The 16,156-nt window shown below is 65.5% G+C and carries 7 protein-coding genes; 3 read left to right on the forward strand and 4 right to left on the reverse strand.

Annotated elements, in window-relative coordinates; translation table 11 throughout:
* Nucleotides 1–291: 291 nt before the first annotated feature.
* Nucleotides 292–1,728: a lipopolysaccharide biosynthesis protein gene (locus tag B5V03_RS16365; RefSeq protein ID WP_129271348.1), complete on the reverse strand. Its 1,437-nt coding sequence runs from the start codon at nucleotides 1,726–1,728 to the stop codon at nucleotides 292–294.
* Nucleotides 1,729–1,987: 259 nt separating this feature from the next.
* Here B5V03_RS16365 and B5V03_RS16370 point away from each other — a divergent pair, with 259 nt between their 5' ends.
* Nucleotides 1,988–3,073 carry a glycosyltransferase gene (locus tag B5V03_RS16370; protein WP_129271417.1) on the forward strand — a complete coding sequence of 362 codons (1,086 nt, stop codon included), beginning with the start codon at nucleotides 1,988–1,990 and terminating at the stop codon, nucleotides 3,071–3,073.
* 97 nt (nucleotides 3,074–3,170) lie between these two features.
* Nucleotides 3,171–4,238 (forward strand): endo-1,4-beta-xylanase, encoded by a 1,068-nt coding sequence (locus B5V03_RS16375; RefSeq protein ID WP_129271416.1) that lies wholly within the window; start codon nucleotides 3,171–3,173, stop codon nucleotides 4,236–4,238.
* A gap of 10 nt (nucleotides 4,239–4,248) precedes the next feature.
* Here B5V03_RS16375 and B5V03_RS16380 read toward each other — a convergent pair whose 3' ends face one another.
* The 3 genes from B5V03_RS16380 to B5V03_RS16390 all read right to left on the reverse strand — a co-directional run bounded on the left by B5V03_RS16380 (nucleotide 4,249) and on the right by B5V03_RS16390 (nucleotide 9,552).
* Nucleotides 4,249–5,196 carry a DUF6492 family protein gene (locus B5V03_RS16380; protein WP_129271349.1) on the reverse strand — a complete coding sequence of 316 codons (948 nt, stop codon included), beginning with the start codon at nucleotides 5,194–5,196 and terminating at the stop codon, nucleotides 4,249–4,251.
* Between the two features lie 95 nt (nucleotides 5,197–5,291).
* Entirely contained in the window at nucleotides 5,292–6,086 is a 795-nt protein-coding gene (locus B5V03_RS16385) for a protein-L-isoaspartate O-methyltransferase family protein (protein WP_129271350.1), read from the reverse strand.
* Nucleotide 6,087: 1 nt separating this feature from the next.
* Nucleotides 6,088–9,552, reverse strand: a complete 3,465-nt coding sequence (locus B5V03_RS16390; protein WP_129271351.1) for an ATP-binding protein — start codon at nucleotides 9,550–9,552, stop codon at nucleotides 6,088–6,090.
* Between the two features lie 136 nt (nucleotides 9,553–9,688).
* Here B5V03_RS16390 and B5V03_RS16395 point away from each other — a divergent pair, with 136 nt between their 5' ends.
* Nucleotides 9,689–16,147 (forward strand): non-ribosomal peptide synthetase, encoded by a 6,459-nt coding sequence (locus tag B5V03_RS16395; RefSeq protein ID WP_129271352.1) that lies wholly within the window; start codon nucleotides 9,689–9,691, stop codon nucleotides 16,145–16,147.
* Nucleotides 16,148–16,156: the final 9 nt, after the last annotated feature.

Below are 16,156 nucleotides of genomic sequence, written 5' to 3' on the forward strand. Positions count from 1 at the left end.
AAATGACGGAGCGGATGAGCGGGAATGTTGCAATTCCATCGATGCACCCTCGAAATCTGGCGGGAGCATTACAGCACTCTCTGTCACCGATAGATGCCAACAAGGGGCGGTGATATCGCCAGCATGAGCCGCCAGGTCCGAAGTTACTGGTCAATATTGACCGCTCGAACAAAATCAACCTCCGCCGGGAGCCTGGCCGGCCGTACGCTTCCGGCGGAAACGAGCCATCGCCAAGCCAAGGCGCGCTTCCAGAGCTAAAGACGGCGAGCCGAGCCTCGTCAGACATCGCGGCTAGACGCCCAGCGCCTTCCGGTTGAAGGTCCGCAGGAAACGGAGCGACAGCGTGCGCACATTCGCGACATTGAGCAGCCACGCCGCGGCGGCGTAGGCGAGGCCGCCCGCAAGGCTCACGATGACCAACGACATGGGGCCGGTGCCACTCACCTGCGATCGCGCAACGAGGATCGCAGCTGCCATTACGGCTGCGGAGGCAGCCACGCCGGCGAGGCGGTTGACATCGAACGGCAAGGGATGGGCACGATGCATCAGGACGATTGCGACAACGAAGCCGAGCGCCTCGGTCGCGAGTGTCGCCAGCGCCGCACCATGGAGGCCGTAGCCTGCAACCAGCGCGAACATCAGCGCCACGCTTATCACCAGTGTAACGAAGGACTGCGCCGCCAGCATGAAGGGTCGTTCGGCGAGCTGAAAGCTGATCTGGACGTAGAATTGATTGGCGATGCCGAAGAAGCGGGCGAGCACCAGGGTCGGCAGCAGCGCCGACACGCCGGCGCGGAAATCGACGCCGACAAGCGTGCCTGCGACCTGGTCGGCCGCGAGCGCCAGCCAGATCGCGACAGGCGCGACGACCACAAGCAGCAGCTCGAGGCTCTCGCTCAGCCGCTCCCGCGTGATCTCGTTGTTTTTCTCCGACAGCGACCGGAACACCAGCGGTACGGTCGCAGCTGCAACGCTGGAGGCGATCATCACCATGAACTGGCGCGGCAGGTCGGCGGCAACGCCAAAGATGCCGGCGGCGTCCTTGCCGAGCAGATAAGCAACGATCAGGCGGTCACAGGTCGAATACAGCGCGACCGAGAGACCGGCCAGCGTCAGCGGCAGGCCATAGCGCGCCAGCTGCATGAACTGGCTGCGCTGGAAGCGCGCGATCCTGGTGCGGTCCCCGATGAGATTGAGGATGATGCCGGTGAGCGAGCCGAGGCCGAACGCCGCGAGCAGGCCCATGCCGCCCCAGCCGAGCCAGATGCCGACGAGGCCGAAGCCAACGCTCGACGCGCTGCGCACGATCGAAATCGCCGCAAAGCGATAGGGCCGCAGCTTGGCGCGCTCGAACTCCTGACCGACATCGACCGCATTGGCCATGATCGCGACGAACATGCTGGCGAGCAGCAGCTCGACGCTGACATCGCTGCGGAACAGAAAGACCAGCGGGGTGGTGGCGCAGAGCACAGCGACCGTGAGCCCAAAGGCGACCATCGCCGTGCCGCGAAAATCCACCTCCGCCGACATTGCCTGATAGCGCGACACCGACAGCTTGATCCAGGCGAAGAAGATCGCGCCCAGAATGCCGGCGAGGCTGATGCCGACGACATAGACGCCGTATTCTGCCGGCGTGAGCAGCCGCGTGTAGGCGGTGACCGCGAAGAAACCCACCGCCGCGGGCAGGATGTAGGCGACGAGATAGATCGAGAAATGGCGATTCAGCATGCGTGCACGGGACCGGCGGCCTTGAAATCGAGCGGCCGTTCATCAGTTGGACCTTGGTGTGGCGATCGGACTGCGCCGCAGCATCCCCCAAGATAGTCATTTAAGTCTGCAAATCGGCCGCCGAATGGGGCGGCCCCACCGCTTTCGCGCGTTAGCGTTAAATTTGCCCTTTCCTTGAACCGGCGGTCGCGATCACCGAAAAGAAACCATGATTTCAGGTCGTCGCCCGACGTCCTGGCAGTGCGTGGACGTGACCAAGATGGACGTTGCCGAGCGTATCCGGGCAAATCCGGCTCAGCCGCCGCACGGCGGCGCTGACGCCCCTCTGGTTCCGGCTGCCCCTGAAGGCCGCGAGCGGATGACGCTCAACCTGTTTTTCGAGGAACGGGACGACCGCTGGTTTCCGGGCGACCGCCACATCCGGCCGCTGCTGCGCCGCATGCTGCTCGGCAAGACATGGATCAGCGGCCAGCGGCGCGTGTTCCTCAATCTCTGCGCGGGTCTCGACAGGGTCGGCATCCGCTATCGGACCAACGACTACGGCCATATCCGCAAGCATCCGGAGGAGCTCGCCTGCATCATCGGGCGGCCGTTCGTGCTGGACTGGTTCGAATGGAAGAACCCGCTGTTGCTGGGCGTTGCCATGTACAACCATCCGGTGGAAGCACCGGCCCATCTGCACGGCCTGCAAGCCAGGACCATCCTGGTGCCCTGCACCTGGTACGCCGACATGTGCCGTCCGTACTGGCCGCATGTCGAGATCTGGCCGGTCGGCATCGAGACCGATTTGTGGACGCCTGCGCCTGCCGACCAGAAGAGCGTCGATGTGCTGCTCTACGACAAGATCCGCTGGGAACACGACCGCTTCGATGCCGAGCTGATCGAACCGATCCGCCGGCAGCTCGAGGCAAGCGGCCGCACCGTCGAATTGGTCCGCTACGGCCACTACAAGGAAGACGACTACAAGGCGGCTCTGGCGCGCTGCCGCAGCATGGTGTTCCTGTGCGAGCATGAGAGCCAGGGCATCGCCTGCCAGCAGGCGCTGTCGAGCGGCGTTCCCGTGTTCGCCTGGGATCGCGGCGGGCCGTGGCAGGATCCGGAATATTTCCCGCACAGGGTCAGATACGAAGGCGGCGTGTCCTCGGTGCCCTATTTCGACGCACGCTGCGGCATGACATTTACCGATGCGGGCGGCTTCATCTCGGGCTGGAGCGACTTCTGGTCGCATGTCGCCGCCGGCGATTTCGCACCTCGCGACTATGTGATGGATAATTTGACGCTCGAGAAGGGCGCGCTTCATTATTACACGATTGCCGAAGCGGCCTTGCAGCGTCAGACGGGTTGACGACGTCCGGCAAAGTTAACCCAACAAACGGAAACCCGGGCGTTGCAAAGCGGCGCTTGGTACGATGGCGCGTTGGTTCCCGAAGGAACGCCGCAAATTGGTCAAGCTCGACAGACGCGAATTTCTGCTCGGCAGCGCCGCGACGCTTGCAGCGGGCGCATCCGCGTCAGCATTGCCGGCATCCAAACTTGCGCAGCGGCGCCCCGGCTTTGGTGCTGCCGCGACGCTCTGGGACCTGCAGGCCGATCCCAGGCTCGGCGAAGCCATCAGCACCTATTGCACGCAGGTCGTACCGGTGCTCGAACTGAAATGGCCGATGCTGCGGCCGGACGCGCACACTTTTGCTTTCGAGCGCGCCGATGCGATTTTGGATTTCGCCCGGCAGAACGATCTGACGATGCGCGGCCATGCGCTCGCCTGGTATCATGACATTCCGGACTGGACCAAGCAGATCAAGGACACCAAGGGTGTCGAGCGCGCTTACGTCGACCACATCGGCACTGTCGTGTCCTATTACAAGGACAAGCTGACGTCGTGGGACGTCGTCAACGAGCCGATCCCGGACAACCCGAAGAAGGTCACCGACCGGCGCGATACGTTCTGGACGCAGCATCTGGGTAAAGGCTGGATTCCGCTGGCGTTCCGCACCGCAGCTGCAGCCGATCCCTACGTGAAGCTCGCGATCAACGAATATGACATCGAGTCGGCGAAGGACTCGTTCATTGCCAAGCGCGCGGCCTACCGCAACCTCATCATGGAGCTGCTCGATCAGGGCGTTCCGCTCCACGCCGTGGGACTGCAATCGCATCTGCATGCCGAGCTCGAGATCGACACGCACGGGCTGGCCGAGTTCGTCACCGAGCTGCGTTCCTGGGGTTTGGAAGTTCTCGTCACCGAGCTCGACGTCGACGACCAGAAGCTGACGGGCAATCCGGCCGAGCGCGACGCCATCGTAGCCAAGCGCGTCAACGACCTCCTGACCGCGATCTCGACCAGCGGGCCGGTGCGCTCGATCCTGACCTGGGGCCTGTCGGATCGCTATAGCTGGATCAACGGCACCTTTGCCCGCGCGGACAAGCAGCCGAACCGGCCCTTGCCGCTCGACGGCGAGTTCAAGCCAAAACCGTTCATGGACGTGATCAGCAGGTTGACGAGGGACGCCTGAGCGGCGCGACCTAGCGCGTCTTCACCTCGAACTGAGCCTGATCTTCGATATCTTCGGGCGACAGGCTCGGACCACGACGATCGCGCGAATTCAGCCGGAACACGTCGCGGATGTCGTCGATCGAAGTCGACGAATAGGACTGGATGCAGAGCGCGACCTGCTCGGGCGAGGCGGCTGCGATCAGCGCTTCAATCGCCGGGCGATCGAGCCGCGTGTCGTCCCAATGCGACACGGCGATGCTGTCTTCGGTGATCCGATGTCTGGCGAGGTGCTCCGGCGAGTTCGCGACGAAGTTTCCGTAGAGCAGATACTCCGAGAATTTTTTCTTCCGGCACAGCGCCAGAGCCCAGCTCAGGCCCGTCGCCGACTTGATAGCGTCAGTCATCGCGCGCGCGGTGTCCTTGTCCCACACCAGCGCGTTGCCGACATAGTCGTCTGCCGGGAACGAGCGCTGCTTGATACCCAGAAGCTGATCGACGGTGCGGAGCCACAGGACATGCAGGGGATGATCGGCGTCGATCCCCTTGCGCGTGACGAAGAGCGGCGTCTTCTCGGCGCCGGCATATTGGCCGACGTCGAATTCGCGAAAGAACAGATTGTCCGAGTCAAGAATACAGACGCGCTGCTCGGGCGCATTGAGGACGCCGGCGATCTTCAGGATCTGCTGGATGTGCCAGCCATGTACGGGCGACGACAGCAGCGACAGCCAGACGCGGCGGCTGCTGATGAACTGAAGCGCCGGCGGCAGCGCGAACAGCCATTTCGGCAAATAGCGCGAGGCCGGCACGATGACGCGCTTGTCGGACACGAACCGCGCAAACAGCGGCAGGTCCTCATCGTTAACGAGAACATAATGCCGCGTGTATCCCGTCAGCCACGTGTCGATGCTCTCGCTGAGCAGCGAAAAGCGTTCGATATCCTTGGCATAGCTGGCAGTCAGCAGTGCAACGGAATGCATGGAGCGCGCTCAAATGGCCATTAAACCGCAGTCATAGCGGCGTCGGAAGGCGTTGGAAACTTACATTCGCAATCAAGGTAAAATGAAACGAAGCGTTAGCCATCCGACGGCAGCCCCTGCGCGATGCCGCGAAAGCGGAGCGGGGCAAGTGCCGAGGCGCGCTGCCACCAGTCGGCGACGCGGTCGTCGAGCGCGGTGGCGCCGCGGCCCTGGCCGGGGAAGATCCGGATCTGCTGGACTGCCTCGGCTTCGAAGCCTTTGCCTCTGCGCGAGATCTTGAGGGCGGCTCCTTCGCGGTCCCGCTGGGTCAGCGGCACCAGGAGGCGGCCGCGCGGGCGGAGCGACTGGAGCCAGAGCGGATGCGGGTGCGAGAAGCCGGCATGCACGATGATCACGTCGGCAGGCTCGCCGAGGTCCTTGCATCCGTCGCCGTGGACGACCGTGACATTGCGATAGGGGCGAAGGTAATTCGCCGCGCGAGCGGCAAGCCGCTCGTCGCATTCGATGGCATGCACCCCGCCCTTTGGGCCCACGATCTCCGACAGCACCGCTGAAAAATAACCGAGCCCGCAGCCGATCTGGATGACGCGGTCCTTCTCCCCGACGTCGAGCACGTCGATGAAATGCGCCCACAGGCTCGGCAAGCCCGTGTCGAGCTTGCGGCGCGCGTCGATCGCGACCAGCACATTGTCGTAGAGATGAACCGGATCGGCATCCGGCGTTAGCCGGTAGCTGCTCCCCGCCTCGCTCTTGATGCGCCAGGGTCCCTTCGCCAGAAACTTTTCGCGCGGGACGTCGCCGAGGGCTGAGAGCAGGCGCGTCGAGGAAATCCGCTCGCGCTTCGCGATTCTCTCCACGTAGCGCGCACGCGCGGCTGCCAGATCGCTCATGTCACGGATCGGCTCGTTCACGCACGGGCACGTCCGCACCGAGCTCGTTGACCAGCTGCATCGCCTGCTTCAGGTCCGGCGTGTAAAAACCTTCGCTGAACTTGCCGACGATCGGCGCGAGCAGGAGACTTGCGTGCTCGCGCTTGCCGGTCTCATGCGAGAGGCGCGCGAGGCTGACGGCGGTGCGCAGCTCCCAGGACAACGCACCCTGCTTGCGCGCGGTCTCCAGCGACAGGGCGAACAAATCCTCGGCCTCCTGCACCGCCGCCGGCCCGCCGTCCGACAGGGTGATCTCGCCTTGCAGGCGATAGACCTCGGCGAGGTAGGAGTGATCCCCGGTCCGCCTCGCGGTCGCGAGCGCGCCGTCGAGCGCGCGCAGGGCGGCATCGCGCATCCCGACCTTGGCGTAGGCCTCCGCGAGCAGGCAGCGGAACCAGCAGCCGGCAAGCCAGGAGTCCATCGCCTCGTATTCGTCGAGACCGAAACGCATCTGGCTGATGCCCTCGTCGGCCTCGCCGAGCTGTGCCAGCGCCCAGCCGCGCAGGATCGCGGCCTGCTGCTTCCAGTGCAGGAAATTGTGTTCGGTGGCGATGATCATGGCGCGGTTGGCATGGTCGCGCGTGCCCTCGATATCGCGCAAATGCTGGCAGAGATAGGCGCCGAATACGAGCGCGAAGGCGAGCGAGAAAGGATGGCGAATCTTTTCCGCGTGCAGGATCGCCTGCTCGCTGTGCTGTCGCGCCGCGTCGGGCCGGCCCAGGAACCACAGGAGGTAACCGAGATAGGACAACGAGACGACGCCGGGATCAGTGCCGTGGCGCTCCATCAGATCGGAGTGCAAATCGGGGCTGTAGAGGTTGATGCAGCGATGCAGATGGTGCTGCGCGGCGGCAAAGCGGCCGCGATAGAGCATGGTCATCGCGATGGAGCGATGCGCCTCGATCAGATAGCCGGTCTGCTGCGCCGGCTGCGTCCGCTCGTTCAGCCGCTCGCGCTTTGCGAACTTCAACAGCTCGACACTGAGATCGTGCGCACGGGTGAGATCGGCGCGGATGAAATGGCACACCCAGAGCCCGCGCGTGGCGGCGAAGGCCTTTTCGTCGTCGTCGAGCTGCTGGCCGAGCTCGAGTGCGCGAATGTAATTCTCCTCGACCTCCTGCACGGCGTAGCCCTTAGCGGCGATCAGCGCGTTGCCGAGTGCGATGCGCAGCTCGAGCTCCATCTCGTCTGCGCCCTGCATACGCGCATTGGCCTGCACGACGCTCAAGCCGCGGCGCAGATGGCCGATCGCCTCCAGATTGGCGCCGCTCTTGGCCGCCTGCTTGCCGGCCTTGAGCCAGAAGCTGGCGGCGCCCTCGCTCTGGCCCGATTCGGTCAGGTGATGGGCGAGCAGCTCCGGCTCGCGGTCGGTCTTCTCCGGGTACATCTCGGCGAGCACCTGCGCGATCCGTGCATGCAGCTTGCGCCGCTCGCTGTGCAAGAGGCTCGCATGCGCGGCATTCTGGATCATCACATGCTTGAAGGAGTAGAGCGCGTCGGGCGGATGGCCGCGGCGCATGATCAACCCCGCCTCCTCCAGGTGATTGAGTGCGGCCTCGATCTGCTCCGCCGGCGTGTTGGCGACCGCGTGCAGCGTCTCATAGGAGAACTCGCGGCCGATGGTGGCGCCGATCTGCGCGATCCGCTTGAACGGCCCCATCCGGTCGAGCCGCGCCATCAGCGAATCCGTCAACGTCGCCGGGATCGCGAGTTGCCGCCACGGGCCCGACAGCACGTAGCGTCCATGACGTTCGGTCAGGAGGTTGGATTCCAGAACGGTCTTGGTCAGCTCTTCCAGGAACAACGGCACGCCGTCGGTCTTGACGATGATCTCCTCGACGACCTCCTTGGGCAGCTCGCGGCCGGCGACGCGCTCGACCAGCGTCGCGCGCAACTGCCGGCTCAGGCGGTTCAGAACCAGCGTCGTAATGTGCGAATGCGCGTTCCAGCTCGGCTGGAATTCGGAGCGTGCGGTCATGATGACCAGGATCGGCCGGTTCTGCACCCGATCGACCAGCAGGTCGATCACCTCGCGCGAGGTCGGATCGATCCAGTGCAGATCCTCGAACGCGACCACCAGCGGCATCTCGCGCGCGAGGCCAAGGAAGTGACTGACCAGCGCCGCGACGGTGGCGTCCTTCTGTTGCTGCGGCGACAGGTCCAGCGGCGGATAGCGATCTCCGGTCGGGATGGACAACAGTGCGGCAAACAGCGGTGTGACCTGCTCGATGTCGCCATGGGCGGCGGCAATCGCGGTCTCCAGACTTGCCAGCGACTGCGCGGACGCATCCTCGCGATCGAGACCGAGCGAGAATTTGAGCTGCTCGGCAAACGGATAGAACGCCGTGGACGTGTAATAGGGCGAGCACTGGAACGAGACCTGCCCATGGCGGTCGCCCGATATCCGCTCGAATATCTCCTGGATGATGCGCGACTTGCCGATGCCGGGCTCGCCGAACTTGACCACGACCTGGCCGTCGCCGTCCTTGGCCTGCTGCCAGCGGCCCATCAGCAGCGCGATCTCCTCCTCGCGGTTGACGAGCGGGGTCAGCCGCGTGCCCATGGCGGCGGCGAAGCGGGTTTCCACCCGCGTGGCGCGCACCACGTGCCAGGCCTGCGCTTTCTCCGAGATGCCCTTCAGCGCATGGACGCCGAGATTGCGATAGTCGAACTTCCCCTTCAGTAGCGACTGCGTCGAGGTCGAGATCACGACTCCGTTGGACGGCGCCAGGCCTTGCAGGCGCGCGGCGAGATTGACGGTTTCCCCGACCGCGGAGTCACGCTCCTCGGTGCCCTGCCCGACGAGATCGCCGACCACGACGAGACCGGTCGCGATGCCGATGCGGACGGCGGGCGAATGGCTGAGCGCGCCGCGCGGCTCGATCGCGCGCGCGGTCGACAGCACCCGCACGATCTCGAGCCCGGCGCGCACCGCGCGCTCGGCGTCGTCCTCATGGGCGGTCGGATAGCCGAAATAGACCAAAATGCCGTCGCCGACGAAGCGGGCGGCAAAGCCTTCGTAATGCTTCACCACCCGGACGCAGGTCTCGCGAAAACTTGCGATCATGTCACGCACGTCTTCAGGATCGAACTGCGCGGAGAGCGCGGTGGAATCGACCATGTCGCAGAACATGGTGGTGAGCTGACGCCGTTCGGCCCCGACCTCCGTCCGGCTCTGCGGACGCGCCGCTGTCGGCGGCGGCTCCGCGGTTTCAGCCTGGAACAGCGCCGCCATCGCCCGCCGGAGCCGCTTGCGGTCGCCAAGCGGCAAGCCGAGCTCGACCAGGTCGGCTTCGGTCAAATCCCCCATGACATCGAGATCGAGGCGGTGCTGCGCGAAGAGATCGGTATAGTGGCCGAGACCGATGCCTTCGAGCCAGCGCTTCAGCCCGCCTTCCGCCCCCGTGCCCGGCTCGTTCTCCAGCATGGTGATTCTGCCCGACCATCACTCCGTCGAAGGGCTTAAGGGCCCCTCAACCACAGATTTTGGGGCTCAAACTTCACCTCAGACTGGACGCGTTCCCTAAGTCTTGGGAAGAATAGCTCAATCAGATCAAAAGGGAATGGCGTTGTCGGACATCGCATCCGGAGCGGGAGAAGGATCGGCCAGCGGGAGCGCCGAAACGAAGATATTCGCGCATATCGGCGGCCTTCTCGATTTCTACGCCCGCAAGACACCAGCAGCCCCTGCCCTCCTTGCGCCGGGCCGGCCGGCCCTCTCCTACGGCGTGCTCGGCGAGCGGACGCAGGATCTCGTCCGCACGCTGCGCGGGCTCGGCATCGCGCCTGCCGACCGGATCGCCGTTGCACTGCCGCGCGGCGCCGACAGTGCGCTGGCCATGATCGCAGTTGCGTCGGCCAGCGCCTGCATTCCCGTCAATCCGGACCTGACGGCAGACGAGTTGCAGCGCTATTTCAGCGAATTGAAGCCAAAGGCGCTCGTCACCCGGGCTGATATGAACTCACCGAGCCGTGATATCGCCAGGGCGCTGGATATCGCGGTGATTGATTTCGTGCCGGGGCCGAAAGACGATCTCGGCGGCTGCGCGTTCACGGGCCCGGTGATCGGGCCGGCGAGCGCCAGCGGCGCCTCGCGCGGCGACGACGATGCATTCATCCTGCTGACGTCGGGCACGGCGGCGCGGCCGAAGATGGTGCCGCTCACGCATCGCAATGTGTGCCTGTCCGCCACCAATGCCGGCCGCGTGCTGTCGCTCGCATCCCATGATCGCCTGCTCAATGCCCTGCCACTGTTTCACGCCCATGGCCTGATCTCCGGCCTGCTGACGGCGCTGGCCGCGGGCTCCAGCGTGATCTGCACCGAGGGCTTCGATGCATCGTCCTTTTTCGGCTGGATGCGGGAGCTGCAACCGACCTGGTACACGGCGGTGCCGACCATTCATCGCGCGCTGCTGACGGCAGCGGAAGCGAACCCGGACCGCGCCCGGTCATCGTCATTGCGTGTGATTCGCTCGGCCTCGTCCTCGCTCGCGCCTGCGATCCTGAACGGGCTGGAGGCGATGTTCGGCGTTCCCGTGCTCGAAACCTACGGCATGACAGAAGCGGCCTCGCAGATCGCGGCCAATCCGTTCGAGCTACGCAAGATCGGTTCGGTGGGACGCGCCGCAGGCCCCGAGATCGCGATCATGGACGAGACCGGCCACGCGCTTGCGCCCGGCGAGCACGGCGAGATCGTGCTGCGCGGAGCGAACATGAGCCGCGGCTATTACAATGACGAGGCGGCGACGCAGGCCGCGTTCCGCAACGGCTGGTTCCGGACCGGCGATCTCGGCTATCTCGATGCCGACGGCTATCTCTTCATTGTCGGCCGCATCAAGGACGTCATCAACCGCGGCGGCCAGAAGATCTCGCCGCTGGAGGTGGAGGAGGTTTTGCTGAGCCATCCGGCGGTGCTGGAGGCCGGCGTGTTTGCCGTCCCGCACCCAAAGCTCGGCGAGAATGTCGCAGCGGCCGTGGTGCTGCGTCCGAATTCCGAGGTGACCTCCGACCAGTTGCGGCAGTTCGCGCGGAAGCGTCTTGCCGCCTACAAGGTACCGAGCCTGATCCGCAGCGTGGCCGCGCTGCCGAAGGGCGCCAGCGGCAAGGTCAAGCGCAATGCGCTGGCCGAGCTGATCGCAACGGTGGGAGACCGCGACGAGGCGCAGCTGCCGCGCAACGCGCTGGAGATTCAGCTCGCGGAGATCTGGGCCGGCCTGCTGGAGCTGCCGCAGGTCGGCATCGATCAGGACGTCTTTGCGCTCGGCGCCGACTCGCTCGCGGCAACGCAGATGCGCTCGCGGCTGCGCGAACGCTTCAACGTCGACTTCTCCTTCGAGGACATTTTTGATTGCGCCACGGTCTCGGCGCTGGCGGCCCGGATCGAGAGCGCCACAACGCATCGCCAAGCGGCACTGCCGGCGTGGCGCCGAGCGGCTGCAGCCGATGCGCCGCTGTCGTTCCAGCAGCAGCGGATGTACGTGCTCTCGCGGCTCGACCCGACCCGCTACAACTATAATGTCGTCGAAGTCGCGCTTCTCAAGGGCATAGTCGACATCGCTGCGTTGTCTGCGAGCCTCACCGCGATCTGCGCCCGCCACGAGGCGCTGCGCTCGGTCTTCATCGAACGGCAGGGCGAACCGGCGCAGCTTGTGCTGCAGTCGCCGCCGCAATTCGAGCGGATCAAGCTCAAGCCATGCCCCGCAGACAAACAGGTCTCGATTATCAGGCGCGAGGCGCTCAAGCTCGCACAATATCCGTTCGACCTGGCGCGCGAACCGCCGCTCAAGGTCACGCTGCTGTCGTTCGACAAATCCAGCCACGCACTGGTGGTCAACGTCCATCACCTCGTCACCGATGGCTGGTCGCAGCGGCTGTTCTGGGAAGAGCTTGCCGCGCATTATTCCGCCACACGCGGGAAGAGCATGGCGGCACGGCCCTCGGCCACCTTCCAGTATCGCGACTTTGCGCTGTGGCAGCAGAGCTGGGCCGAGACGCCGGCGGCGAAGGAGCAGCTCGATTACTGGCGAACACAGCTCGACGGCGTCACCACGCTGCCGCTGCGGACCGACCGGCCACGGCCGGAGGTCTGGAGCGGTCACGGCGCCCGTCACTATTTCGAGTTCTCCAAGGCCCTCTCGGGCGATGTCCGCGCACTGAGCCAGGACCAGGGCGTCACCTCCTTCATGACGCTGCTCGCGGTGTTCCAGTGCCTGCTGTTCCGTCACACTGGACACGAGGATGTCGCGACGGGATCGCTGATCGCCAACCGCAACCAGATCGAGAGCGAGCGCCTGATCGGGCTGTTCGCCAACACCCTGATCCTGCGCAACGATTTTGGCGGCGATCCGGGTTTCGGCGAGATGTTGCGACGGGTGCGGCAGGTCACGCTGGATGCGTACCGCAACCAGGACCTCCCGATCGAGGAGGTGCTGCGCGCATTGCAGGTCGCGCGAAGGACGGACGGCAATCCGCTGTTCCGGATCATGTTCATCCTCCAGAACGCCTCGATCGAAGCGGCGCGCTTCCCGGGCCTGTCGACGCGACGGCTGGAGGTCGATCCGAAAGTGGCGCGCTTCGACATCACACTCGAGCTGGTGGAGGCCGACGGCCGTTTCACCGGCTTCTTCGAATACGCCACCGATCTGTTCGACGCGGCCACGATCGAAGGCATGGCCGCTCAGTTCAAGACACTGCTCAAGGCCGTCATCGCCAATCCGGAGCAGCGCATCTCGCGCCTGCCGCTCCTGACCGAGGCCGAACGCCGGCAGTTGCTGGCGAAAGGCCATGGCGTGCCGGCCAATTTCACCACGCGCGGCAATTTGAGCGAACGCTTCGATCGCCAGGCGAAGACAACGCCGAACGCGATCGCAGTGTCTGACGGACACACCTCCCTGAGCTATCGCGAGCTGGCGCGACGCAGCCAGGCGATCGCGCGGTGGCTAGCCCGCGAAGGAGTCGGCGCTGAGAGCGTGATCGCGCTGCTGGCGGAGCGTGGGCCCGATCTGCTCGCCGCCATGATCGGCGTGCAGCGCCTGGGCGCGGCCTTCCTCAATCTCGATCCCGACCAGCCGCCGGCCCGGCTCGCAACCATTTTGGGATCGAGCTGCGCCCGCATGCTGCTGATCGCGCGCGCGCGGTCATCCATGGCCGGGGCCCTGCTCGAACCGCTGGTCGAGCGCATCCATGTCGCTGATCTCGAGGACGCACTCGCGCTGGAGGCGACCAAGCCGGCCCGGGCAGCGCCGCGCGCGGCCGCGAGCCTTGCCTATCTCATCTATACCTCCGGCTCCTCCGGTGCGCCGAAGGGCGTCATGATCGAGCAGCGTGGCCTCTCGAACCATCTGGCGTCGCTCATTTCCGAGCTTGGGCTGTCGGCCAAGGATGTCATCGCGCAGACAGCGCCGCAGAGTTTTGTCATTTCGGTCTGGCAGTTTCTCGCAGGGCCCATGGTCGGCGCGCGCGTGCATGTCTGCGGCAACGCGGTCGTGCAGGACCCGATCCTGCTCGCGCAGGAGATCGAGCGCGAGGGCATCACGGCGCTGGAGATCGTGCCGTCGCTGCTGCGCGTGATCCTCGACCGCATGGACGAGGTACAGGTCCAGCGCGCCTTCGCGAAATTGCGTCTCCTGATCTCGACCGGCGAGCCACTGCCGGTCGATCTCTGCCGGGCCTGGTTCGCACGCTGCCCAAAGGTGCCGCTGATCAATGCCTATGGCGCGTCGGAATGTTCCGACGACGTGTCGCTGCATCGCCTGACCAAGGCACCAGCCATCGCGACGGCCAACGTTCCGGTCGGGGCGCCGCTGCCGAACACCCAGCTCTACGTGCTCGATCAAAACCTTCAGCCGCTGCCGGTCGGCGTGACCGGCGAGCTCTGCATCACGGGCGCCGGCGTCGGACGCGGCTATGTCAACGATCCCGCGCAGAGCCGGCAACGCTTCCTGCCCGATCCGTTCTCGCGCCAGGCTGGCAGCCGGCTTTACCGGACCGGCGACCTCGCTCGCCGCCGCACTGATGGCACGATCGAATGCCTTGGCCGTGCCGACCTTCAGGTCAAGGTCCGCGGCTACCGGATCGAGCTCAAGGAAATCGAGAACGCGCTGGCCGACCACCCCGGTGTGCGCGCCGGCATCGTCGAGCCGCGCCGCGAAGCCAGCGGTGATGTCAGGCTGATCGCCCATATCGTCGCAAGACCAGGCAGCCAGAGCAGCGCCAGCGAGCTCCGCGAATTCCTGAAGAGCCGGCTGCCGGGCCACGCCATCCCGTCCGCGTTCCTGTTCCTGGAGCAGGTGCCGCTCAATGCCCATGGCAAGATCGACAGGTCGGCACTGCTCGCGCCCGCCCAGCAGGAGACCGCCGGACCGGATGCTGCCGTGCCGGCACGGCGCTTCACCGAAAAAGTGCTCTCGGACATCTGGGTCGACCTGCTGAAGGTCGAGAGCATCAGTGTCACCGACAATTTCTTCGATCTCGGCGGCCATTCGCTGCTGGCGGGCCAGGCGATGGCGCGCGTTGCCCGTGCGCTCGGCGTGTCGCTGCCGATCAAGACCATCTTCGAGGCGCCGACGATCGAGGAGCTTGCCCGTCGGGTCGACGAAGCCGTGGCGGCGAAGCCGCACCAGCCTGCCGCAAGCCTGCCAAATCCGGCTCAAGCAAGGTTGGCCGAAAACGGCCCGCCGACGCTCTCGATCGCGCAGGATCAGATGATTCGCATCGAGCAGAACCTGCCCGGGCTCCCGCTGTTCAACCTGCCCTTCGCCTTCCGTCTCGAGGGCCCGCTCGATCCGGCAGCCCTCGCCCAGTCCTTCGGCGACATCGTGCGCCGCCACGAATCGTTGCGCACCGGATTCGGCTGGAGCAGCGGGGAGCCGGTCTGCCGCATCGCCACACCCAGCGAGCTCGGCCCCGTCCTTGCCGTCGAAACCATCGGCGACGGGCGTCGCCACAACAACAAGCGGCGCCAGGCCCTCGAATCCAGGAAGATCGATCTGCTGATCGAGCAGGAGACCTACACCCCGTTCGACATCGCACGAGCGCCGCTGTTGCGGGCGCGGCTGTTGCGCCTCCATGCCGACGACCACGTGCTGCTGCTGACGCTGCACCACGCCGTTGCCGACGGCTGGTCGATCGGCGTGCTGTTCGAAGAATTGTCGAGCCGCTATGCGGCGTTGGCCGGACGCCCCTGGGCGCCGCTGCCAAAACCGCCGCCGGCCTTTTCGGACGTCGCACGCTGGCAGCGCTGGTGGTGCGGCGCCGACGCCGCCCGCCGCCAGGCCGCCGACTGGACGGAGAATTTGCGCGGCGCGGCCCCGATCTTCGAAGGCGAAGCAAGCCCCGGCGCGTCCACCGGGCATCATCCGGTCACCCTGGAGCCCGACCTGATCGCGCGGCTCGCGGCATTCGCCGGCCAGCACAACAGCACGCTGTTCATGTGTCTCCTCACCGGCCTGAAGGCCCTGCTGCTGGCGCGGACCGGCCGCAGCGACATCTCGGTCGCCACCGCCATGGCCAATCGCGCCCAGCCGGACACCGACCGAATCGTCGGCCCGTTCGAGAACACGGTGATCCTCCGCACGACAATCACGCCGGATCTGTCGTTCGCGCAGGCCTTGGCGCGGGTCCGCCAGAGCGTGCTGGATGCGCATGCCCGGCAGGAGTTGCCGTTCAACATGCTGGCTGACCAGCTGGAGCAGGCAGGGATAGACACGGCTACGCTGCTCCAGGTCTACTTCACTCTGCAAAATCCGCTGCGCCAGCCGCTCGATCTGCCGGACATTGCGGTGCAATCGATCGGAAACGTTGCGCGTGAGGGGCAGCCGGTGCTGCCGATCGACCAGACCTGGCTGTCGCTGATGCTCAAGGAACGCCCGACCGGAATCACCGGTTCATGCAATTACAAGCGCGAATTGCTCGATGGCGGCATGGTCGGCGCGTGGATGGAGGATCTCGTGGCGCTGCTGGGAACCGCCGTCACCCAACCCAACACGCAGCTCGGCCGATTGCTCGCGCGCAGGGCGGCATGACCGGCTGTC

Origin of the sequence: Bradyrhizobium betae (genome assembly GCF_004123905.1) — a bacterium.
Taxonomy (GTDB): domain Bacteria; phylum Pseudomonadota; class Alphaproteobacteria; order Rhizobiales; family Xanthobacteraceae; genus Bradyrhizobium; species Bradyrhizobium betae_A.

What these genes read in the sequence shown, in the direction of transcription:
- B5V03_RS16365 (WP_129271348.1), bottom strand. Translation starts at nt 1,728, where the DNA reads ATGCTGAATCGCCATTTCTCGATCTATCTCGTCGCCTACATCCTGCCC.
- B5V03_RS16390 (WP_129271351.1), bottom strand. Translation starts at nt 9,552, where the DNA reads ATGCTGGAGAACGAGCCGGGCACGGGGGCGGAAGGCGGGCTGAAGCGC.
- B5V03_RS16385 (WP_129271350.1), bottom strand. Translation starts at nt 6,086, where the DNA reads ATGAGCGATCTGGCAGCCGCGCGTGCGCGCTACGTGGAGAGAATCGCG.
- B5V03_RS16380 (WP_129271349.1), bottom strand. Translation starts at nt 5,196, where the DNA reads ATGCATTCCGTTGCACTGCTGACTGCCAGCTATGCCAAGGATATCGAA.
- B5V03_RS16370 (WP_129271417.1), top strand. Translation starts at nt 1,988, where the DNA reads ATGGACGTTGCCGAGCGTATCCGGGCAAATCCGGCTCAGCCGCCGCAC.
- B5V03_RS16395 (WP_129271352.1), top strand. Translation starts at nt 9,689, where the DNA reads ATGGCGTTGTCGGACATCGCATCCGGAGCGGGAGAAGGATCGGCCAGC.